Genomic DNA, 20,768 nt, shown 5'->3' on the forward strand with positions numbered 1-20,768 from the left:
TGCCCGAACCTCCGCACCTGTCAGAAACCCCCGCATGTGTCAGACGCTCAGGTCACTCGGGTGACCTGAGCGTCTGACACGTCCGGGGGCGTCTGACAGGTCCACTCGCTCAGGGTCCTGCGCGACTCGAAGCGGCGGAGCCGCCCGGACAGCGGGTCGGTGAGCTCGAGCGACCGGGACAGGAGCTGTAGCGGCCGGTCGAAGTCGTCGGGTTCCCAGTCGCGGAGCTCGGGCCAGAACGGGTCGTGCAGGATCGGCAGCCCGAGCGACGCCATGTGCAGCCTGAGCTGGTGGGTCTTGCCGGTGTGCGGTTCCAGGCGGTACAGGCCCAGGCCACGCGCTTCGTCGACCGCCGAGAGGGTGATCAGGGACTCGGTGTTCGGTACGCCGGGCACCTCCTCGGCCCTGGTGACGCCGCGCCGCTTCACCATGCGGCTGCGCAGCGTGACGGGCTCACCCCGGGCGACCAGGGCGGCGTCGGGCGGAGCGCCGTCCGACGGCGTGAGCGGTGCGACCGCCTCGTAGACCTTGCGCACCTCGCGGCGGGCGAACGCCTCCTGGTACGCGCCGCGCACCTCTGGCCGCACCGTGAGGACCAGCACACCCGCGGTGCCGCGGTCGAGCCGGTGCGCCGGCGAGAGCTCCGGCAGGTCCAGGGCGACCCGGAGCCGGACCAGGGCGGTCTCCCGTATCCACCGCCCGCGCGGCATCGTCGCGAGGAAGTGCGGCTTGTCGACGACGAGCAGGTTCTCGTCGCGGTGCAGCACCTCCGGCTCGAAGGGGATCTTGTCCTCGTGCGCGGGCGGGTCGCGGTACAGGTAGAGAAAGCCGCGCGGCTCGTACGGGGTCGCCGGGGTGAGCGGCTCCCCGCGGCCGGTGACGATCTCGCCCAGGCCGAGCTTCTCGCGCAGGCGCACCTCGTCGTCGCGGAACCTGTCCAGGAGGTAGTCGAGCGCGAACGGGAACCGCGCGACCACCTCCGGGTCGTGCGGCAGCACTATCCGGGTCGGGTTGAGCCCGTCCCGCACCGGCAGCGGCGGTCGGTGCTTGGTAGGTCCGGGTCGGCGTCCGGTGCCCGGGGACGGGTGGCTCACGCCGTCAACCTAACCCCGCGCGACCGGCGGTCATCATCCCGAAACATTTGTGCCAGAACCCGTCGAAGTTGAAACAGGAATGCAACGCGCAGTCCTCACCGGCCTAACGGTGCCCGCCTAGTTTCGCAGCAGAGCCGCGCGGTCGTGCGGCACATGACACCGGAGGAACCGTGAAGGCCCTGAAGAACCCTGCCCTGCAGATCGGCATCGCCGCCGTCGCCGGAATCGCCTTCGGGCTCCTCGCCGGCGAGTGGGCGAGCAACCTGAAGTTCGTCGGCGACCTCTTCATCCGGCTCATCCAGATGTCGATAGTGCCGCTCGTGATGGCCTCGGTGATCGTCGCGACGGGATCCATGAGCGGCAAGGGCGCCGGCGGTCTCGCCGCCCGGACCTTCGGCTGGATGATCTCCTTCTCCGTCGTCGCCGCGCTGCTCGCCTGGGGCCTGAGCAGCCTCCTGCGTCCCGGAGCCGGCATGGTGTTCGACGGAGAGCTCGACCCCGCTCTCACCCCGCCCGAGCCGACCAGCTGGCAGGACACGGTCCTCGGCTTCGTGTCGACGAACATCTTCGAGGCCATGTCGACGGCGACCATGGTGCCGATCATCATCTTCTCGCTGCTGTTCGGCGCCGCGCTCAACGCGTACATCGCCCGGACCGGCAACCGGCTGGTGCTCGGGTTCTTCGACCAGCTCCAGCAGATCGTCCTCACGATGATCAGGTTCGTCATGTACATCGCGCCCGTCGGGGTGTTCTGCCTGCTCGCGGCGCTCGCGGGAGACGTCGGGTTCGCCGTCGTGACGACCGCACTGAGCTACCTCGGGACGACGCTGCTCGGCGTGGTCATCCTCTTGGTCCTGTTCGTCACCGTGGTCACGGTGCGCACGCGGCTGAGCCCGTGGCGTCTGCCGCGCAAGCTCGCGGAGCAGACGGCGATAGCGGTCACGACCACGAGCTCGGCGGTCACCTACCCGACGGTGCTGCGCAACGCCGTCGAGAAGGTCGGCATCAGCAAGCGCGTCGCGAGCTTCACCCTGTCGGTCGGCCTGACCATGGGTTCCTACGGAGCCGTCCTCAACTACATGATCGTCGTGATGTTCCTCGCCCAGGCGGGCGACGTCACCCTGTCGCCGGGCCAGCTGGTCCTCGGCATGGCCCTCGCCGTGCTGCTCAACATGGGCACCATCACGGTCCCTGGCGGCTTCCCGGTGGTCGCGATGTTCCTCGCGACGTCGCTCGGCCTCCCGTTCGAGGCAGTGGGGCTCCTCATCGCGGTGGACTGGTTCACGGGCATCTTCCGGACGTTCCTCAACGTCAACGGCGACACGCTCGTCGCGATGCTCGTCGCGAACGCCTCCGGCGAGATCGATCGCGAGGTCTACGACGAGCGGAAGACGGTAGCGGAGAGCGACGCCCCCACCACCGACGACGAGTCGGGCGCCGATGAGTCGAACGCCACAGCCGCTCCGGCGAACCAGCCCGCCTGAAACCTTGCAGTGAGTGCAACAAAGATGGACGATGCGGGAATGGACCTCTACGACATCCCCTTCCACACGATGGACGGCACCGAGATCTCGCTGGCTGAGCACAAGGACGACGTGGTGCTCGTCGTGAACGTGGCCTCGCGGTGCGGCCTGGCGCCGCAGTACGCGACCCTGGAGGAGCTGCAGAAGAAGTACCAGGACCGGGGGTTCACGGTGCTGGGCTTCCCCAGCAACCAGTTCCTGCAGGAGCTGAGCTCGAACGACAAGATCGCCGAGTTCTGCTCCATGACGTACGGCGTCACGTTCCCCGTGCTCGACAAGATCCGGCTGAACGGGCGAAACGCTCACCCGCTCTACCAGGAGCTCAAGAAGGCGGAGGACGCAGAGGGGCACTCGGGCAAGATCCGGTGGAACTTCGAGAAGTTCCTGGTCCTGCCGGGTGGCGACGTGCGCCGCTACTCACCGAAGACGCTGCCGGACGACCCGGCGATCATCGGCGAGATCGAGGCGCACCTGCCGCGCTGAGGCTGAGGAGGCCGCCGCCGGGGCGGCGGCCTCCTTCCCCAGTCCTCACTCGGGGGCGAGCGTGAGCCGCATGGCGACCGGCACCACGTCCGAGGCGTCGCCGAGCCAGCCGGTCCACACCCTCGTCAGGCCAAGCTCCCTTCCGGGATCGGGCTCCTCCGCGATCAGCCTGTGCTTGCTCACCAGCGGCATGGCCGTGAGCTCACTGACCGTCAGAATGTCGATGACCAGCACGTCGACCCGATCCAGGCCGAACGCGAGCCAGTCCTGACTCACTCGCAGCGAGAGCGTGTCGAGCGCCGTCAAGCGGGACATCACTGCACTGAATGCTGTATCTGTCATGCAGCCTTGACGCTCGAACCACGCGGAGGTCACAGCACTTCCCAGAAAAGTTTCACCCTGTTTTTCAGCCGGTAGGCCAACAGGTAGGCCGCCCGGTCGACCGGGGCCCTGCGCAAATCTCGACGGTGGTGCCCGCGCCGCGGGCGGGGCATACGCTGGTGAGCATGGAACCGACCCGATTCCGGCAGGCCACGCCCGAGGACGCGCAGGCGCTCCTCGATGTCGAGCGCGCCGCCGGGATCGCGGCGCTCGGCCATATCTTCCCGCCGGGCATGTATCCCTTCCCCGCCGACGAGGTCCTGGCCAAGTGGGAGTCCGCGCTCACCGAGCCGGGTGTGCGCGTGCTCGTCCTGGACGACGACGACGCCGACAGCTCCAGGCTGGCCTGCTTCGTCGCCCACGACGAGCGGCTGCTCCGGCACCTGGCGGTGCACCCGTCCCGGTGGGGCGCCGGCCTCGCCCGTGCGGCGATGGACGCGGCGGTCGCCGAGATGCGCGACCCGCGCCTGTGGTGCCTCGCCGACAACGACCAGGCCATCGGCTTCTACGAGCACCTCGGCTGGCGCCGTACGGGACGCACCCTGGCGTCCGACTACGCGCCGTTCCCGGACCAGGTGGAGATGGCCCTCCCCCGGGACTGACGCCCGGCCCTGCTCCCGGAGCGGCTACAGCTCGACCAGCCCTGCCCGGTACCCGAGCACCACCGCCTGCGTCCGGTCCCGGGCCTGCAGCTTCGCGAGGACCGCCGCCACGTGCGTGCGCACGGTCTCGACCCCGATCACCAGCGCGGCGGCGATCTCCGCGTTCGTCATGCCCTGGGCCACCAGCCCCAGCACCTCCCGCTCGCGCGGCGTCAGCACCGGCGCGCCGGCCGTCGCGCGGGGACGGGTACGGATCAGGTCACGGAGCGCCTGTGGATACAGCAGGCTCTGCCCGACGGCGACCGTCCGGACCGCCTGCACCATCTCGTCGGCGCCCGCCCGCTTGAGCAGGAATCCGGACGCGCCCACCGTCAGCGCGTCGAGCACGTAGCCGTCGTGCTCGAACGTCGTCACCACGAGCACGCGGGGCGGCTCCGGGAGCCGCAGCACGAGCTCCGTCGCGCGCAGCCCGTCCACGCCCGGCATCCGGACGTCCATGCAGACGACGTCGGGCCGCAGGGCGCGCGCCAGCTCGACCGCCTGGGCGCCGTCGCCGGCCTCGCCGACGACCTCGATGTCGGGCTCGGCGTCGAGGATGAGGCGCAGGCCGCTGCGGACGAGCGGTTCGTCGTCGGCGACGAGTACCCGGACCTGGGTGTCAGGCATCTGGATCCTTCCGGTCGGCCCCGCCGGTGGCCCGGGGTGCGCAGGGCAGCGTCGCACGAAAGACCCACCGGTCGCCGTCCGGCCCCGCATCGACGGTGCCGCCGAACAGGGCGACACGCTCCCGGATACCCGCCAGGCCGCGCCCTCCGGAGGGGCGCCTGCCGGGACGCGAGCCGGGGCGGACCGGGTTCACCACCTCGATCCGCACCTCGTCGCCGCCGTGCCCCACGGTGAGCCGGACGGGGCCGGGAGCGCCGTGCCGGTGGGCGTTGGTGAGCGCCTCCGTGACGATGCGCTGCACGCTCCGGCCGAGGAGTGCGGGCAGCCCGGCCGGGAGGTCGAGCTGGGCGCTCAGGTCGAGCCCCGCGCGGCGGTGCGCCGACACGACGTCGTCCAGCGCGGGTGCGAGGGCGACCGGTGCGTCGTCGTCGGCGTCGTCGCGCAGGACGGCCAGCAGCTGGTCGAGCTCGGCGAGCGCCGACCGTGCGGTGTCCTCGATGGCGGCCAGGGCCTCGGCCGCCGCGTCGGGGTTCATCGCGACGACCCGGCGGCCGGCCGCCGCCTGGACGCTCACGACGGTGAGCGCATGGCCTATCCCGTCGTGCAGCTCGCGCGCCAGGCGGGTGTGCTCCGCCTCCCGGCGGGCCCTGGCGAGCGCCGTCTCCATGCGGTCGTGCGGCGTGGGCCCGAGCACCCGGCCGGCGAGCGCCGATGCGGCGGCGCCCAGCGGCCAGGTGGCGACGAGGGCCAGCAGCGCGAAGGCGGCGCACGCCACCAGCCGCAGTGCGAGCGAGACCGGCCCGGTGGGCAGCGGAAGCCCGGTGTAGAACGAGTCCCCTGAGCGCAACGCCTCCCCGGCGACCGCTTCTGCGCCGATCAGCACCGCCATCGGGACACCCGCGAAGAGGCCGGCCGCCACGAGCAGACCGGAGGCGAGGTGCCCCGCGACCCAGGCCGCCGTCCGGAGCCGGTGCGCGGGGCGGGGCCGGGCGGGGGCCACGAGCTCGTCCTCCACGTCGAGCAGCGCGCGGGCCGCGGTGACCTCCAGCTCCCGTGCGCCGGGTACCAGCCCGAGCCCGATGGCGGCCGCGACCGTCGCGACCGCCACCACCCAGGCGGGAAGCCCTCCGGCGACGATGTTCAGCAGGCTGTAGACGAGCAGCACCAGGGCCAGCCCGATCGCCCCGCCCAGCATCTGCCAGGCGAACCGCCGGGCGAGATACCGGGCGGCACACCGAGCCCGGTCCCCGGTGAGCCGCCGCCTCATCGCCTGCATGCCGTCATCCTCTCCGGTCCTCGGGTACGCCCGCCAGGCCACCTGTTGCGTCAGACGGCCGGGAGCTGTTCCCGGGCCGGCGTCCCGGCGTCGAGCGCCGGGGTGCTGCGCTCGGACCGGGTCCGGTGGGCCACGTAGCCCCAGACGGCGAGCGCCAGGGCCGGACCCCAGTACCAGCACGGGAACGTGATGGCGCCCACGATGCCCTCGACGAGGGTCTGCCCGCTGAACATCACCAGCATCGGGATCGCGGAGAAGACCAGGGTCACCGCGATCAGCCCGCCGGGCACGGCGGCCGCCGCGATGGGTACGCGGCGGCCTGCGAGGCCCGGCATCCAGCGGGGGAACACCTCGCCCCAGGGGCGGATCAGGCCGAGCGTGAGGAAGACGCCGAGCCAGGCGCCGCTGGACAGTGTCAGCCCCCAGATCCGCGTGGACAGGTCCATGTCGAACCCGAGCTGCGGCCACGGGGTGAGCCAGGTGAGCCGCACCAGGGCGTACGGGAGCGGTCCGGTGGCGGCGACGATCGTGATGGCCTTGCGGTGCCGCACCACCCAGTCCGTGGTGCGCTCCATGACCGGTGTGCCCGCCAGGGCCTGCACCCCGGCGGCGGCCCACAGGGTCCCGGCGGCGAGCACCAGCAGGGAGAGCAGGAGCCCCGCGCGGTTCTCGTACAGGCCGGCGCCGAGCATGCGCACTATCCCGGCGAGGGCGTCCCGCGCCAGGAACGCGCCGACGACGAGCAGGGCCAGGCCGGGTACGCCGACCGTCCAGCGGGCGACCCGGTAGCGGCGCACCACCTGGACGAGCAGGACCACGACGGCCAGCGGCATCGCCATCGCCACGAGGTAGCCCATCGTGGACAGCGGGCCGCCACCCTGCAGCACCACGCCGAACACGACGAGCTGCAGCGCCGCTGCCCAGACCCGGCCGCGCGCGCCCAGGACGCCGGCGAGCGCCGCGATCCCGCCTGCGACGCCGGCCAGCGCCGCGACGACGTGCACGGTGGTCGCGGCATCCTGCCCGGCGAGCCGGGCCAGGAGCGCGGTGGCCGGGTCCGCGTAGACGTTCGGCGAGAGCCCGAGCATCCAGGCCAGGCCGAGCAGCGCGGTGGCGCCGCTCGCGATGGTGGCGCCGATGAGTGTGGCGCGGGGCAGACGTTCCATGACGGTTCCTTCCGGTCGGTCGTGCGGTATGCCTCCACACTCCCGTCCGCCAGGTGCCCTCCCCCTCCCCCGACCGGGGGGTATCGGCTGGTGGCCGGGGGATTCGCGGGGATAAGTTCGCCGGTATGACGCTCGACGAGGAGATCGCCGAAGGGCTGGCCGTTCCTACCGACGGCTGGGACTTCTCCTGGTTCGCGGGCCGGGCCACCGAGGAGCGACCCGGCTGGGGCTACGTGCGTCTCTGCGGCGAGCGGCTGGGCCAGGTCGACTCGGTGCTCGACGTCGACACCGGCGGCGGCGAGGTGTTCGCCGAGGCGCTGGGGCTGGCGGGACGCGTGCCCGGCACGGTGCGGGCCACCGAGGGCTGGGCACCCAACCACGCGCTCGCCTCGGCCGCGCTCGAACCGTTCGGCGGCGTCGTGACCCTGGTCGAGGGCTCAGCGACCGCGCTCCCCTTCGACGACTCCACGTTCGGCCTGGTCACGGGCCGTCATCCGGTCTCGTTCCCCTACGCGGAGGCTGCCCGCGTGCTGGCGCCGGGCGGCACGGTCCTGGTCCAGGAGGTGGGAGCCGGCTCGAACCGGGCCCTGTACGAGTTCCTGATGGGACCGCAGGAGAACCGGGACGCCGAGTACCTGGACGACGTGCGCGCGCAGGTGGGCGCCGTAGGGTTCGACGTGGTGCGGCTCCAGGACGCGCTCACCCGGGTCGAGTTCTTCGACCTGGCGGCGGTGGTGCACTTCCTGCGGAAGGTCCTGTGGACGGTGCCCGACTTCACTGTCGAGAAGTACCGTGACCGGCTGGGCGCGCTGCGGGAGCACATCGCGGAGCACGGCTCGTTCGTCTGCCACAGCCGGCGCACGCTCGTGGAGGCGCGGAAGCCCTAGCGGCGCGGGGCCTGACCGGACGGCTGGCTCAGGCTCAGGACGGCTGCGTCAGTGCAGCTCGGCAGGCTTGCCGTTCACGTCCTGGCGGGCCGGCGGCGGGCCGACGCGCTGCGCCGTCAGGTCACGCGGCGTCAGGGTGAAGCCCTGCCAGTGCATCTCCATCGGGCTCTGGTCCTCGTCGCGCGCGACGTGGTGGAAGCCGACGGCGACCCACGTGACGACGTCGGACAGCTCCGCCTCGTCCTGCGCGAAGTCGAGCACGCCCGATCCGCACGTGCCCTCCTTGTTCGCCGTTGCGAACAGCTGGCAGTCGTCGGCCTCGGTGAACGCGATCGCGTACCCGGCGTCGTCGACGTCGTCGTGATGGTGGTCCTGGGTGAGCTCGAACGGCGTCGTGGCGCCGAGGTCCACCTGGTACGAGATCTCGTGCCCGTCCTCGTTGAGCACGTCCGGGTTCACGACGCGCCACCAGCGGCGGTCCGCCGCCTCCGCGGTGCCCTCGTGCGTGATCCTGGTGAGCTTGCCCGCGACGAGCGGTGCCCGCGGCCCCTGCTCGCCGGTCGGTGCGGCGTCGTACTGCTCGACCGCCTGCGCGCCCTGACCACCGAGCGCCCAGTGCACCCGCCACACCGCGTTGTGCGAGTGGCTGGTGGCGTAGTCGGTCTCTCCGGGGCCGACCGGCCAGCCGTGGGCCGGGTCGTCGCCGTAGTCCTCCGGCGACAGGTCGCCCGTGGCACCCAGGTCGGACCGGATCGTCCCGTCGCTGCCGAACGTGTACTGGCTGACGTACTCGTACCAGCCGACCTTCGAGACGGTCGCGAGCCGCAGCTCGGTGCGCCGTGCCACCTCGGCCCCGGCGCCCCCGCCCTCGCCGCTGCGGTACGCGATGCCGCCGTCGACCACTTCCTGGCAGAGCACCGACCGCTTCGCGCCGCCCCCGCCCAGCGAACCGTCGCCGACCTTCGGCAGATAGGTCTCAAGGCGCTCACCGAGGCACTCGGTCTCGGTGAGCGTCATCATCTGCGGGCCGCCGAAGCCCTGTGTGGTGATGTCCTCGGTATTGCGCAGGCCGGTGTCGTACGGCACCTCGAGCTGCCCGATCGACAGCTCGGCCAGCACCTGCACCGGCTTGTGGTCTGCCGGAGCGAAGTGGACGTCCTCGAGCACCAGCCCGCGGCTGGAGTCGACCCGCCAGCACATGGTCCACGTCGAACGGCTGAGCAGCTCCTGCGTGATCGGCTCGTTCTCCGGGCACCGCAGGTCCACACCGCCCGACGCCGTCTTCTCGTCTGTCAGCGGGGCAGGCGCTGCAGGTAGCGCGTGCTCCACGACCAGGATCGCAGCCACGACGAGTGCGACGATGGCCGCTGCTGCGACGACCGCCGGAATCATCCCTCGTCTCGGCGACAGCTCGGACACGACTCCCCCTTGGATCTCGGGCACACGGCCCGTCTGCGGGCCGTTCGGGAACAGGACCGGCCCGGTGCGACGACGTCGCACCGGGCCGGTCTTACTGCGTCAGACAATTGCTACTGCGTCAGAGACTCAGCTCATCAGACGGCAGGCTTGTCGCCCGACATCCGGCCCATCGCGGTGGCGAAGGCCTGGCTGATCTCGCGGCGACGCTTGATCATGACCGCACCGGCACCGAGCAGCAGCACCATGGCGGCGATCAGGACCGCGACGTTCGCACCGGTGTTGGCCAGGCCGCCGTCGCCGTTACCGGCGCCCGCACCCGAACCATCACCGTTGCCGTCACCGTTGCCGGAGCCGCTGTTGCTGGCCACGACGGTGATCGGCGTCTGCGCGCCCTCGCCGCCGTCCTCCGGCTGAGCGTCGACGATGATGACGCCCGGCGGGGTCCCCTCGGGAACCGTGATCGGGGTCTCGAAGCCGCAGTCGTCGCCGACGGTCACGGTGACGGGGTCACCGATGTCGTTGCCCTGCGTGTCCTTCAGCTGGACGATGACCGTGGAGCCGGCCGGGAAGCCCGAACCGGTGACGATGACCTCGTCGCCGGCCTCGACCACTGCCGGGTCGGCAACGATGGTCGGGTTCGTGCACTCACCCGGGGGGTTCGTGCCCGGCTCCAGGATCTCGAGCGGCGCCTCGGCACCCTCGCTGCCGTCCTCAGGAACAGCCTCGACGACGTGGTCGCCGGGCTCTGCGTCCTCAGGAACGGTCAGGTCCGTGATGAAGCCACAGGCCTCGTCCGGGGTGACCATGACAGCGTCGCCCACCGGGTTGCCCTCGGCGTCGCGCAGCTGCACGGCGACCGGGACACCGGCCGGGAAGCCCTGGCCGACGACCGAGACGGTGTCACCCGGGTAGACAGCACCCGGCTGGACGGTCAGCGTCGGGTCCATGGCGCAGATGTCGGATCCGGCGACCACTGCCAGCGGGGCCTCAGCGGCCTCACCGGTGGTGTCGTCCGTACCCACGACCGGGTAGACGCCGAGCTCGGCGTCAGCCGGAACCGGAACCGCGACGGTGAACGAACCGTCCGAGTCGGTGTCGACCGGGATGGCGTCGCCCACGGGGTTGCCCTCGGGGTCGGTCAGCTGAACGGTCGCGGTCGAGTCGGGCGTGTAGCCCTCACCGGTCGTGATCGTGGACTGGCCAGGCGCCACGGTGGCGGGGTCGACCGACAGCGACGGGTCGATGTCGCCAGGACCGCCGTCGTCGGGCGTGATGCGCACGGCGGCGTTGCCCAGGTTGATCCGAGCGAGCTCGTTCTCCCCCGGCAGCAGCGCGATGCTCAGCGCGTTCAGGTCGAGCGACGTGACGACCTCGTCCGCCGTGGCGGTCGGGGACACCGTGCCACCGGTCTCGGTCACCTGACGGTTGATCGTGATCGAGAGGATCTGCGACAGGACGTCGAAGACCGGCGAGAGCAGCTCGCGGATCGGCTTCGTGATCGAGTCCGTCTTGAGGTCGTTGATCAGCAGCTCGAAGATGTTGTCACCCTCGTCGCTGATCAGCAGCTCGTACACCGGGGCCAGGATCGGCGCGAGCGCCGGGCCGACCGTGTTGATGGTGTTGACCAGGACCGTGGCGACCGGCGCCATCGTGCCCGTGCTGTTGTCGACGGCCTCGGGGAAGTCACCGTTCACGGCGTCCACCAGGGGCAGCGACCACGAGACGTCGAGGGTGCCGAGGGCGCCCTCCTCGTAGAAGGCGATGTTCACGGTGACCGAGTTCAGCGAGTCCTCGATCGCGCCGATGAGGATGTTGGTGATCTCCTCCATCAGCTCGTGCACCGTCTCCGCGATGAGCGGGTAGGTCGTGTCGTCGATGAGCTCGGTGTTCGGGGGAAGGCCGTTGAGGCCTTCCTCGTTACCCTCGGGGCTGTCGACAAGCTTGTCGAGGTGGATCTCCAGCTGACCGGTCGACAGGTCGATCGTGATCAGCTGGTTCGCCGAGGTGATCGGCTCGCCCACGACGGACTGGAAGAGGTTCTCCTGCATGTTGCTGTCGACGGTGATCGAGGGCGTCGGAACACCCGGGACCGCGTCGAACAGGCCGGTCAGGGCGCTGTCGTCCAGGTTCTCGTTGACGAGGTCCTCGACGGTCGTGTCGATGGTGCCGCCGATGTCGTAGATCGACGCGGCAGCGTCCTCGATGACCGGGGAGTGCAGGAACAGGTCCAGGTCGGCAACGCGGTACTGGCCGAGGCCACCCACGCCGTCCTGGTCCAGGATGACGCCGTCCTCAGCCTTGACCTCGGCCGCGGCAGCGCCGGCCTCCAGGAGGAGCTGGTCGACGATCTTGTCGGTGAGGCCGTCGATGCCCAGCAGGCGTGCGACGGACAGGACGTCCACGGACGCCTTGCCGAAGTCCTCGGTCTTGCCGTCGAGGTGGACGCCGCCGTCCGCGCCGAGCAGGCCCGACACCGCGTACGCGTCGACTGGGGACGACGCCTCGCTCCTGCTGACGAGTGCGCCAGCCTGACCGTAGTCGAGGATCTCGTCGAGGCGAACCTCGATGTCATTGAGCTTGATGAGCTCGGAGCCGAGCAGCTCGACGTTGAGGTTGCCCTCGTTCGGCCCGGGGTTCGACTCCGAGCCGGCCTGCGAGTAAGCGGCTGCCAGCAGCGCCTCCTGGAAGAGCGTCGAGTCGAGGACGCTCGCAGCGGCCTCGGACGGCTCGTCCGGGTAGTTGTTCACTGCGACCGCAGGCAGTCCGGTGGCCGTAACCACGACTGCGGTTGCCGCGGCCGTCGCCAGGGTCCGGCGCCACGGGGCGCCGCCCTTCCGACGTCGGCCTGACGGTACTTGCGTTCGGTTCAAGAGAACTCACTCCTCCATATACACGCTTCAAGTGAAAGCGTCCGGATCGGTACGTGATCACGTCCGGAATCGGCTGGGGCGAGGCGTATGACACACCGGTGCCCGGGCTTTAGAGAACAGTGATTCCCAGGGACCTGCCAGGCGGAGCGGCAATCGTGCGCTGACGCAACTCAACGCAATTCGCCGTGCGCTCGAATCGATCGGAGGAGCGATAAAGGCGTCCGCATGCACGTCCGCGGAAAGAAGTGAGGGAAGTCCGAAATGCCGGGTGAAAAGCCCTACCAACAGCAGGTGAAAACCTTGCGTTAAGGTCGGGTGTCAGCCACCGGCAAGCCAAGCGGGGGGACGGGTCTCGGCGAGCCGGACCAGGTCCCTGCGGTCCCGGATGCCGAGCGTCGCGTAGGCCCGGCGCAGCCGGTTCACGACCGTCCGCTCGGAAACGAACGTCGCCTGGGCGATCTGCGAGTTCGTCGCGCCGTGCACCGCCAGCTTGACCATCTCCCGCTCGTGCGTGCCGAGCACCTCCCACTCGGGGCCGGCACCACCGCTCGCATCGGCCTCCGCGAGGAAGACGTCGATACCCCGCAGCCAGCCCGCCATCCCGGCCAGCCGCACGAGCGTCCTGGCCTCGTCGAGCATCGCGTTGCCCGTGGCGCGGCCGCCGCGCGTCACGGCGTAGCGCCCGTACGCGACGAGCATGCGGACCCGCTGCCACGGCGACATGGGGGCGGACGGCGCGTGCAGCGCGGTCTCGAACGCCACCGACGGCACGCCGTCGTCGGCCAGCAGCGCGTCGAGCCTCGCGTAGGCGGCGGCGACGTCGGGCGTCGACCGTTCCTCGGGTGCCACCGGCGGGTCGAGGAGCCGCTGGGCGCGCGGCCCCACCCGGCCGGGCGGCGTGGAAGCCATGACGGACTCCACGAGATCGCACCGCACCTGCACGCGTCCCCGGTAGGGCCAGGCGCAGTGCTCGAGCGCGATGGTCAGCAGCGCGACCGCGCCTTCCGCCTGTCCGACGACGAGGTGGGCGGCGCCCAGGTCCGCGGCGTACTCGCCGAGCACCCGCGCCGACCAGCTGCCCGCCTGCGCCGGCATCGTGCTGCCGGGGACGGTCCCGTCGACGACGGCGTCCGCCGAGGCACGCATGCCCCGGGCCGGCAGCCACGCGTCGACGGACGGGCGCAGCTCGGTGGCGTGCGCGAGATGCGTACGGACGTCGACCGCGCGCCCGTCGAAGGCGGCCACCCGGGCCGCCGCGAGGTCGCGCGCGACGATCTCCGCCACCGCCCTGTCCGGCGTCGCGCCGGAGTGGTCGGCGAGGAGGCCGCGTGCGCCGACCACGTCCCCCAGGGTCAGGAGGGCGCGTACCTGGATGTCGACGCCGACCCAGTCCTGGCCGGGCGTCCGCCCGATCAGCCGCAGGTCTGCCCGTAGCGCGCCGGGGTCCGGCAGGCCGCCCGTGTCCTCGAGGCACAGCAGTGCCTCGGCGACCCGTGCGCCCGCTGCGCGGGCCTCCGCGCCGACGCCCGTCAGGTCGCGCCACCACAGGTGGTCGGTCCATTCCGCGCCCACCCCGTCCGGCACCAGCGAGCCGCCCGCGTGGTCCCGCCAGGCGCGACCGGTCATGAGCGACACCCCGACGGCGCGCGCGGCCAGGTGCGGGTCGGGCGCAGCCGCCACGGCCGCCCACGCGCGCGCGGGCAGCTCCTCCAGGTGCAGCCCGTCGAGGATCCTCAGCAGCGCGCCGGCGTCGGTGGGGCCGCGATCCGGTGCCAGGGCGTCCCGGCCGTCCACCTGGCCGTCAGCGCTCCGCACCTCCTTGCACAGCAGGGCGAGCAGCGGGTGCCGCACGCTCGAGCGGCCGTCCTGACGCGCCGCCGAGGCGCCGCCGAGGGGTGCGGTCGCGAGCGCGGTCATGGTCGCCGGGTCGAGCCCGGCAAGCATCGCGCGGTAGGAGCGCCGGGCCGCCGAACCCACCGTCTCGGGTCCTGTCCAGGACACGTCCCCGCACAGCTCCGCGGCGCTCAGCGAACCCGCGAGCTCGAGGGCGAGGCGTGGGTTTCCGGCGCTCCACCAGCGCAGGTGCTCGACGACGTCGGCCGCCACCGGGGCGCTAATCTCCGTCGCGAGCGCACGGCGCAGGGACATCCGGTCGAGCGGGCCTAGCTCGAGCACCTCGACGTCGTCGGAGAGCGCCTCGACCGCGATGCTCCGCACCGCGGCGATCACCCGCCAGTCCTGTCCGTACGCCTCGTCCGCCAGGTGCTGGAGCCAGCGCGCGCGCTCAGCGGTCAGCACCCCGACGTCGTCCACGAAGAGGACGCGCGGCCCGGAGCCACCGTCGCCCGCCCAGACCGAGACCGCGCGCAGGAACCCTGCCGCGTCGAAGCCCGGACCGTCCGCAGGATCGTCCGGCACGGACCAGGCCGACAGGTCGACCCGCCGGCTGTTGTCCAGGTCGTGCGCCGACGGCCGCGACGAGCACGGCCGGACCACGCGGACCGCTGACGATCCCGCGCCGACCTGCTTCAGCGCGTGGAGCACCGTCGAGGTCTTGCCGATCCCGCTCAGTCCGCGCACGACCAGGACCGTCGGGTCCAGGTCGGTTGCGAAATGCCCGATGACCCGCAGCTCTCGATCACGCCCGTGGACCACGAGGTCCCTCCCCCTGCTGCCTGCGTGGTTCGTCCATACCGTCGGCACTGCCGAAGGCACTGCCACGGAAGGCCCGTTACTTGATGGCACGCACACCCCAGTTCGCCACTTACATGAATGTCTATCCGTAGCGCCTCAGGAGTCTATGACAGGAGATGAATCGTGCAGGATGAGCGTGTGGTACGGGATATTACGGCTCTACTGGCGGATCTCGGACAGATAGGGGAAACTCCGCACCCGCAAATCCTGACGGAATGTCTCATTCCAGGAGTGGGGCGTCACGCCAGAGGGCCGAGCATTTCCTGTCTGCCCACGTCGGACGGCACCGCGCCGTCGAGCACGTCGACCAGCTTCTTCTCCTCGTACCGGAAGTGCGTCTCCATGACGGCCTCGATGCCGTCGAGGTGACGCAGCAGTGCGTCCTGCGCCGCACCCGACAGGGCGGCGCGCTCCAGCTCGCCCAGGAGGTGGTCGAGCATCGAGTGGTCACGCTTCAGGTCGGCGACGACGGGTGCCAGCTCGGGCCGATCCGCCAGCACCACGTCGAACAGCGTCGCGTCCTCGCTGCGGTGGTGACCGGTCAGAGCCGCGCAGAAGCCCACGCAGTAGAGCTGCAGCTCCCTCGCCGCAGCCGGCCCTTCCGCGCCGTCCTCGATCGCGGACCTCGCCACCGCGAGCGCGTCCCGCAACCGCCGGTGGACCTCACGGAGCTCCTGGCCCCAGGCGACGACACGTTGACTCATCGCCCCAACCCTAGCCCGGAGCGCCCGGGGTTCAGGCGCGCAACAGCTCGGCGACGGCGGCGGGCACCGCGCGGGCGATCTCCAGCGCCGTCACGGGACCACCGGCGGACGCCCGCGCCGCGGCCCGGCCGTGCACGAGCACTGCGGCGGCAGCGAGGCGGGCCGCGAGGGTCTCGTCCTCCACGACGTCGGCGGAGCGGCCGGCGAGCAGCGTCCCGAGGATCCCCGCGAGCACGTCACCGGCCCCGGCCGTGCCGGTCCAGGCGGGCGCGTCGGCCTGGGCGTACACGTCGCCCGGGCCCGCCACGACGGTGATCGCGCCCTTGAGCAGCACGGTCGCGCCGGTGGCCTGGTGCGCGGTACGCACCCAGTGCAGCGGCTGCGCCTCGACCGCCGTGCGGTCCACGTCGTGCCCGAGGCCCTGCAGCAGCTCTGCCAGCTCACCGGCGTGCGGGGTCAGGACCGCCCAGGCCGGGAGCCTGTGCTCCAACATGGTGAGCGCACCCGCGTCGATGACGGCGGGCATCTTGCCGCCGGTCACGTCCTCGGAGAGCACGCCGGTCACCGCGGCGAGCGCCCCGAAGATGCGGCGGGCCTGGCCGTCGTCGTCCGGCCCGTCCTCGGGGCCGAGCGCGGGGACACCCGGCCCGAGGACCCATGCCTGCACCCGGCCGCCCGCCACGACCACCTCGGGGCGGGCCAGCAGTACGCGTGCGCCGACCGCCTCGGGTCCGAGGTAGCGCACCATGCCAGGTCCGGCCAGCACCGCACCCGACGTCGCGAGGACCGCCGCGCCCGGGTACGTGCTCGTACCGGCGATCACGCCGACCACGCCCCTCGTGTACTTGTGGTCGTGCGGGCTGGGGACGGGCCACAGCCCGGCGACGTCGGCGGGCTCCATCCGTCGCACCCGGCCCGACGCGGGGTCCGTCCCGCTCATCGCGTGCCTGCCCGGCGCCACACCCCACACGCTGCCTGACCAGCCTTCGGCGCCCGCGACCGCGGGGAAGCCGACGTCGACCAGCTCGACGTCGCCTGCGAGGTGGGCCGCGGGCGGCAGGAGCAGGCCGGGCTTGAGCGCGCCGAACGTCACCGTGCGGTCGGCGCGCAGGACGGGGCCGGGTACCGCGCCGTCGTCCACGCCGATGCCGCTCGGGATGTCGACGGCGACAGTGAGCGGCCACCGCTCCCCCGCTTTCTCCCGGGCCTCCGCGAGCGTCCGGACGAGGCCGCCGGCCGGGGGCCGCAGCGCGCCCCGCGCGCCGACGCCGACCAGGCCGTCCAGCACGACGTCGGAGGCGAGCCCGGCCTGGACCACGGCGGGGACCCGGACGTCGGCGAGCGTCAGCACTTTTCCGCCCGCCGCCCGGAACGCCGCGAGGCCGTCCTCGTGGGCGCGCGCCGACGCGAGCACGGCGGTGACCACCATGCCGCGCCGCGCGAGGTGCGCGCCGGCGAACAGGGCGTCTCCGCCGTTGTTACCGGGTCCGACGAGCAGCAGAGCGCGGGCGCCGCGTACGTCGGCCCTGGGGCCGGCCGCCCGGCCGGGGCGGATGCGGGCGGTGCCGGGAAGCCCGTCGGAACCGAGGCTGCCGCGCAGGCGGACGGTGCCCGGACGGCTGAGCCGATGATCCGGAACGCGCCCCGCCCGCGGCGCCGCCACCTCGCGGAGCACCGCCTGGGCCAGCGCGTACGCCGCCCTGGCCATGAGCGGCTCGCCGGCGGCGATCAGTGGCTCTTCGGCCTTTCGTACCTCGTCGGAACTCCACGCGTCTTTCACAGTCCTATAGTGCCGCTTCCGCCGCCGTCCGAGGGACAGATTGTGGGCGAATTGGACGGCCCCTCCCCTCCGCGACCTGGTCGGCATAAGGTCGGACCATGCGATTCGGACTCTTCATCCCGCAGGGCTGGCGCCTCGACCTGGTCGACATCCCGCCTGCCGACCAGTGGGCTTCCATGCTTTCCCTCGTGCACCGCGCGGAGAACCAGGCGGCGGGCGAGGCCGTCCCCGGCGGCGAGTTCGCCTGGGAGTCGGCATGGGTCTACGACCACTTCCACACGGTCCCGGCGGTCACCACGGAGGCCACCCACGAGGCCTGGACCCTCATGGCGGCGTTCGCCGCGGCGACGCAGCGCATCCGGCTGGGCCAGATGTGCACGTGCATGGCGTACCGCAACCCGGCCTACCTGGCCAAGGTCGCCTCGACCGTCGACACGGTCTCCGGCGGGCGCGTCGAGATGGGCATCGGTGCCGGCTGGTACGAGCACGAGTGGCGCGCCTACGGCTACGGCTTCCCGTCCGCCGGCGAGCGCCTGCGAGCGCTCGACGAGGGCGTGCAGATCATGGCGAACATGTGGCGCACGGGCTCCTCCGGCACGTTCGAGGGCAAGCAGTACCAGGTCGACGGCGCGCTCTGCTACCCGCAGCCGCTGCAGCAGCTCCCGGTGGGCGACGGCGGCGCCGAGGTGCCGTCCATCCCGCTGTGGATCGCCGGCGGTGGCGAGAAGAAGACGCTGCGCATCGCCGCGCAGCACGCCCAGTACACCAACTTCGACGGCAGGCCCGAGGGGTTCGTGCACAAGTCGAGCGTGCTCGAGGCGCACTGCAAGGAGCTGGGACGGGACTTCGGCGAGATCACCCGGTCCGCGAACTACAACGTGGTGATCGGTGAGAACGAGGCCGAGGTCGCCGAGCGGCTGGGCTGGATCGAGGCGCACCTGCGGAAGTGGGTCCCCGAGAAGGCCGACCAGGAGATCGACACCTGGCGCACCGGGCTCCTGGTCGGGACCCCGGAGCAGATCGTCGAGCGGCTGCAGGACATGCGTTCGCGCGGCCTGGAGTACGCGATCACGTACTTCCAGGAGGCCGCCTACGACCAGACGGGCCTGGAGCTCTTCGAAAAGCAGGTAATCCCCGAGCTCCAGTAGTACGAAGCACCCCAGCGGCCCAGGAGTGAGCCGCTACTGAAGGGTGGAGGCAGAAGATGCCTGCGCGAACGTCAAGGGACGAAACAGGTGAGCCGCCCTCTGGAGGCGCCTCATCGGCCCAGTTCGCGCAGGCATCTTCTGTCTCCGCCCGCCCCACGACGAGCGGCTCACCCCTCCGCGATCACCATCGCGGACGCGATGCCCGCGTCGTGCGAGATCGTGATGTGCCAGGTGCGCACACCGAGCTCGGCGGCGCGGGCGGCGACGGTGCCGCTCGCGTCGATCCGGGGTGGGCCACCCACCGTGCGGTGCACCGTGACGTCGTGCCACCGGAGGTTTCCCGGAGCGCCGAGCGACTTCGCGATGGCCTCCTTCGCCGCGAACCGAGCGGCCAGGGACGCCGGCGGCAGCTCGCGCTCGACCTCGGTGAACAGCTTTTCGCGCAGCCGGGGCGTCCGGTCGAGGGTCTCCATGAACCGGGCCACGTCGACCACGTCGATGCCCGTCCCGATGATCATTGGCTCAGCCTAGGTGGCCGCAGGCACCGGCCCGTCCCGATGATCATTGGCTCAGCCTAGGTGGCCGCAGGCACCGGCCCGTCCCACAACTGCGGCCTTGCGCAGGATGCCCGACTTGGGGCACCATATAACAGTAACGTAACGGTAAAGATTGCGCCCGCATCCTGCCCGCGGCGCATCATCTTTCATGTTCAGGAGGCTGCCATGCCCGCGGACGACGACAAGCTCCCCTTCCCCAAGGTCATGGTTCTGGTCTTCGGCGTCATGATCGCCGCCATCCTCACGTTGCTCGTGTACGTCGCGGTATCGGGCTGACCTCCCGGCCGGACCCTGCGCGGGCCTACGCTCCCGACTCCTCGACGCGGTCCAGCCACTCGCCGACGAGCGCCTCGAACAGTCCACGCTGCTCGAGGTGCAGCGAGTGCCCCGCGCGGTCCAGCACGGCGAAGGACGCCCGGGGATAGTGCTCCACGAGCCCCCACGCGTCGCGATAGCCGGTGACCGAGTCCTGCCGCCCGACGAGCACGAGAGCCGGCTTGTCGAACGGCACCGGCTCGACCGGGAAGCTCCCCGCGTAGTGCGCCTCGACCCGTGCGACCACCTCTGGGTCGGCTGCGGCCAGGCCTGGGTCCACCTCCTGCCGGGACCGCCCCCAGGTCTCCTCGGTCTGGACCACGAGGACCTCCTCCGCCGCGAGCGCCTCCGGCCCGACCCGCTCCACGAGCGCCGGGTCCTGGACCAGGACCTGACGCCGCGGGAGCTCGCGCAGCTCGTGGCGCGGCTCGACGACGGTCACCACGACGGCCAGGCCGGCCACTCGTCCGGCGTCGGCAGCGGTGAGCCCTCGCGCCAGATACCCGCCGTACGACTGCCCCACGAGGGCATACGGCCCTTCGGGCACGAGCGCCTGGACAGCGCCCCGCAGGATCCGGAAGACGTCGTCGGTGCTCGCGACGTCCGGCGCCACCGTCCCGCCCATGCCCGGCAGGTCGACATAGACGCGCCGCCAGCCCGGCCGGTCCGCGAAGACCGGCTCGAACGCGCCGGCCATGAGCCGCTGATCCACCGGGAAACCGTGGACCAGCACCACGGTGGCCACCCCCGGCCCTGCCTGGCCGTGCTCCACGTAGTGCACCCGGACCCCGTCAACCTCCACGTACGCCATGTACGCCCCTCTCGTCAGCCACGAGGTTAGACGGGGTCACCGACATCCCGGATGCCCGCGGTGTCCTCCGGCTGGACGAGGTGCTGCCAGCGGAACCACTTGCGCTCCAGCTCCTCGGTCAGGTCGACGTCGAACCGCCGGGCGACGAGCAGCAGCTGCGCCAGGGCGTCCGCGACCTCGCCGCGGAACGCGTCCCGCGTCTCGTCGTCGGACTGGCCGCGGTCGCGCGAGCGCCCGGACAGGTTGAGGAACGCCTGCGTGAGCTCGCCGACCTCCTCATGGAGCTTCAGCACCAGCCAGTCGTCGGTGCGCTCGATGCCGTGCACCCGCGCGTAGACGCGGCTGATGATCTCGACGTCGTCGGAGAGCTTCTTGAGTTCCACGCCGCCGAG

At 71.7% G+C, this 20,768-nt stretch carries 18 protein-coding genes; 5 read left to right on the forward strand and 13 right to left on the reverse strand.

What is annotated here, in order from left to right:
- Positions 1 to 47 precede the first annotated feature (47 nt).
- Positions 48 to 1,094 carry a pseudouridine synthase gene (locus ACFO6V_RS11540; RefSeq protein WP_377135449.1) on the reverse strand — a complete coding sequence of 349 codons (1,047 nt, stop codon included), beginning with the start codon at positions 1,092 to 1,094 and terminating at the stop codon, positions 48 to 50.
- 170 nt (positions 1,095 to 1,264) lie between these two features.
- Here ACFO6V_RS11540 and ACFO6V_RS11545 point away from each other — a divergent pair, with 170 nt between their 5' ends.
- The gene (locus ACFO6V_RS11545; RefSeq protein WP_377135451.1) at positions 1,265 to 2,578 is read left to right on the forward strand and encodes a dicarboxylate/amino acid:cation symporter; all 1,314 of its coding nucleotides are present in this window, start codon (positions 1,265 to 1,267) and stop codon (positions 2,576 to 2,578) included.
- Positions 2,579 to 2,617: 39 nt separating this feature from the next.
- Positions 2,618 to 3,100: a glutathione peroxidase gene (locus ACFO6V_RS11550; protein ID WP_377135453.1), complete on the forward strand. Its 483-nt coding sequence runs from the start codon at positions 2,618 to 2,620 to the stop codon at positions 3,098 to 3,100.
- A 45-nt stretch (positions 3,101 to 3,145) separates the two neighbouring features.
- On the opposite strand, the gene ACFO6V_RS11555 is transcribed toward ACFO6V_RS11550, so the two are convergent.
- Positions 3,146 to 3,415, reverse strand: coding sequence for a hypothetical protein (locus ACFO6V_RS11555; protein WP_377135455.1), 270 nt, complete (start codon positions 3,413 to 3,415; stop codon positions 3,146 to 3,148).
- A 191-nt stretch (positions 3,416 to 3,606) separates the two neighbouring features.
- Between ACFO6V_RS11555 and ACFO6V_RS11560 the strand changes: the two genes are divergently transcribed.
- Entirely contained in the window at positions 3,607 to 4,083 is a 477-nt protein-coding gene (locus ACFO6V_RS11560) for a GNAT family N-acetyltransferase (protein WP_377135457.1), read from the forward strand.
- Positions 4,084 to 4,107: 24 nt separating this feature from the next.
- Here ACFO6V_RS11560 and ACFO6V_RS11565 read toward each other — a convergent pair whose 3' ends face one another.
- The 3 genes from ACFO6V_RS11565 to ACFO6V_RS11575 are packed head-to-tail and all read right to left on the reverse strand — an operon-like array spanning position 4,108 to position 7,191.
- Positions 4,108 to 4,749 carry a response regulator gene (locus tag ACFO6V_RS11565; protein ID WP_377135460.1) on the reverse strand — a complete coding sequence of 214 codons (642 nt, stop codon included), beginning with the start codon at positions 4,747 to 4,749 and terminating at the stop codon, positions 4,108 to 4,110.
- On the reverse strand, positions 4,742 to 6,025 hold the full coding sequence (locus ACFO6V_RS11570; protein ID WP_377135462.1) for a sensor histidine kinase: 1,284 nt from the start codon (positions 6,023 to 6,025) through the stop codon (positions 4,742 to 4,744). The genes ACFO6V_RS11565 and ACFO6V_RS11570 overlap by 8 nt, the downstream gene beginning before the upstream one ends.
- 50 nt (positions 6,026 to 6,075) lie before the next feature.
- On the reverse strand, positions 6,076 to 7,191 hold the full coding sequence (locus tag ACFO6V_RS11575; protein WP_377135464.1) for a hypothetical protein: 1,116 nt from the start codon (positions 7,189 to 7,191) through the stop codon (positions 6,076 to 6,078).
- Positions 7,192 to 7,316: 125 nt separating this feature from the next.
- On the opposite strand from ACFO6V_RS11575, the gene ACFO6V_RS11580 reads away from it, so the two are divergent.
- Positions 7,317 to 8,078, forward strand: a complete 762-nt coding sequence (locus ACFO6V_RS11580; RefSeq protein WP_377135466.1) for a class I SAM-dependent methyltransferase — start codon at positions 7,317 to 7,319, stop codon at positions 8,076 to 8,078.
- A 48-nt stretch (positions 8,079 to 8,126) separates the two neighbouring features.
- On the opposite strand, the gene ACFO6V_RS11585 is transcribed toward ACFO6V_RS11580, so the two are convergent.
- From ACFO6V_RS11585 to ACFO6V_RS11605, 5 genes are all read right to left on the reverse strand, one after another.
- On the reverse strand, positions 8,127 to 9,497 hold the full coding sequence (locus ACFO6V_RS11585) for a copper amine oxidase (RefSeq protein ID WP_377135468.1): 1,371 nt from the start codon (positions 9,495 to 9,497) through the stop codon (positions 8,127 to 8,129).
- Between the two features lie 134 nt (positions 9,498 to 9,631).
- Entirely contained in the window at positions 9,632 to 12,277 is a 2,646-nt protein-coding gene (locus ACFO6V_RS11590; RefSeq protein ID WP_377135470.1) for a choice-of-anchor G family protein, read from the reverse strand.
- Between the two features lie 408 nt (positions 12,278 to 12,685).
- On the reverse strand, positions 12,686 to 15,022 hold the full coding sequence (locus tag ACFO6V_RS11595) for a helix-turn-helix transcriptional regulator (protein WP_377135473.1): 2,337 nt from the start codon (positions 15,020 to 15,022) through the stop codon (positions 12,686 to 12,688).
- Positions 15,023 to 15,300: 278 nt separating this feature from the next.
- On the reverse strand, positions 15,301 to 15,765 hold the full coding sequence (locus ACFO6V_RS11600) for a hemerythrin domain-containing protein (RefSeq protein ID WP_377135475.1): 465 nt from the start codon (positions 15,763 to 15,765) through the stop codon (positions 15,301 to 15,303).
- 31 nt (positions 15,766 to 15,796) lie between these two features.
- Positions 15,797 to 17,545, reverse strand: coding sequence for a bifunctional ADP-dependent NAD(P)H-hydrate dehydratase/NAD(P)H-hydrate epimerase (locus tag ACFO6V_RS11605; RefSeq protein ID WP_377135477.1), 1,749 nt, complete (start codon positions 17,543 to 17,545; stop codon positions 15,797 to 15,799).
- Positions 17,546 to 17,643: 98 nt separating this feature from the next.
- Here ACFO6V_RS11605 and ACFO6V_RS11610 point away from each other — a divergent pair, with 98 nt between their 5' ends.
- Positions 17,644 to 18,693 (forward strand): TIGR03560 family F420-dependent LLM class oxidoreductase, encoded by a 1,050-nt coding sequence (locus ACFO6V_RS11610; RefSeq protein ID WP_377135480.1) that lies wholly within the window; start codon positions 17,644 to 17,646, stop codon positions 18,691 to 18,693.
- Between the two features lie 167 nt (positions 18,694 to 18,860).
- On the opposite strand, the gene ACFO6V_RS11615 is transcribed toward ACFO6V_RS11610, so the two are convergent.
- The 3 genes from ACFO6V_RS11615 to ACFO6V_RS11625 form a co-directional block, all read right to left on the reverse strand.
- A complete protein-coding gene (locus ACFO6V_RS11615; protein WP_116673618.1) occupies positions 18,861 to 19,211 on the reverse strand; it encodes a holo-ACP synthase in 351 nt (116 codons plus the stop codon).
- 340 nt (positions 19,212 to 19,551) lie between these two features.
- Positions 19,552 to 20,376: an alpha/beta fold hydrolase gene (locus tag ACFO6V_RS11620; protein ID WP_377135483.1), complete on the reverse strand. Its 825-nt coding sequence runs from the start codon at positions 20,374 to 20,376 to the stop codon at positions 19,552 to 19,554.
- Between the two features lie 26 nt (positions 20,377 to 20,402).
- Positions 20,403 to 20,759: a nucleoside triphosphate pyrophosphohydrolase family protein gene (locus tag ACFO6V_RS11625; RefSeq protein WP_377135485.1), complete on the reverse strand. Its 357-nt coding sequence runs from the start codon at positions 20,757 to 20,759 to the stop codon at positions 20,403 to 20,405.
- Positions 20,760 to 20,768 lie beyond the last annotated feature (9 nt).

Origin of the sequence: Promicromonospora alba, assembly GCF_042654905.1 — a bacterium.
Taxonomy (GTDB): domain Bacteria; phylum Actinomycetota; class Actinomycetes; order Actinomycetales; family Cellulomonadaceae; genus Promicromonospora; species Promicromonospora alba.

Bases quoted from the DNA above. Each gene is read 5' to 3' on its own strand.
- ACFO6V_RS11550 (WP_377135453.1), top strand. From the start codon at position 2,618: ATGGACCTCTACGACATCCCCTTCCACACGATGGACGGCACCGAGATC.
- ACFO6V_RS11555 (WP_377135455.1), bottom strand. From the start codon at position 3,415: ATGTCCCGCTTGACGGCGCTCGACACGCTCTCGCTGCGAGTGAGTCAG.
- ACFO6V_RS11560 (WP_377135457.1), top strand. From the start codon at position 3,607: ATGGAACCGACCCGATTCCGGCAGGCCACGCCCGAGGACGCGCAGGCG.
- ACFO6V_RS11565 (WP_377135460.1), bottom strand. From the start codon at position 4,749: ATGCCTGACACCCAGGTCCGGGTACTCGTCGCCGACGACGAACCGCTC.
- ACFO6V_RS11570 (WP_377135462.1), bottom strand. From the start codon at position 6,025: ATGCAGGCGATGAGGCGGCGGCTCACCGGGGACCGGGCTCGGTGTGCC.
- ACFO6V_RS11575 (WP_377135464.1), bottom strand. From the start codon at position 7,191: ATGGAACGTCTGCCCCGCGCCACACTCATCGGCGCCACCATCGCGAGC.
- ACFO6V_RS11580 (WP_377135466.1), top strand. From the start codon at position 7,317: ATGACGCTCGACGAGGAGATCGCCGAAGGGCTGGCCGTTCCTACCGAC.
- ACFO6V_RS11600 (WP_377135475.1), bottom strand. From the start codon at position 15,765: ATGAGTCAACGTGTCGTCGCCTGGGGCCAGGAGCTCCGTGAGGTCCAC.
- ACFO6V_RS11610 (WP_377135480.1), top strand. From the start codon at position 17,644: ATGCGATTCGGACTCTTCATCCCGCAGGGCTGGCGCCTCGACCTGGTC.
- ACFO6V_RS11615 (WP_116673618.1), bottom strand. From the start codon at position 19,211: ATGATCATCGGGACGGGCATCGACGTGGTCGACGTGGCCCGGTTCATG.
- ACFO6V_RS11620 (WP_377135483.1), bottom strand. From the start codon at position 20,376: ATGGCGTACGTGGAGGTTGACGGGGTCCGGGTGCACTACGTGGAGCAC.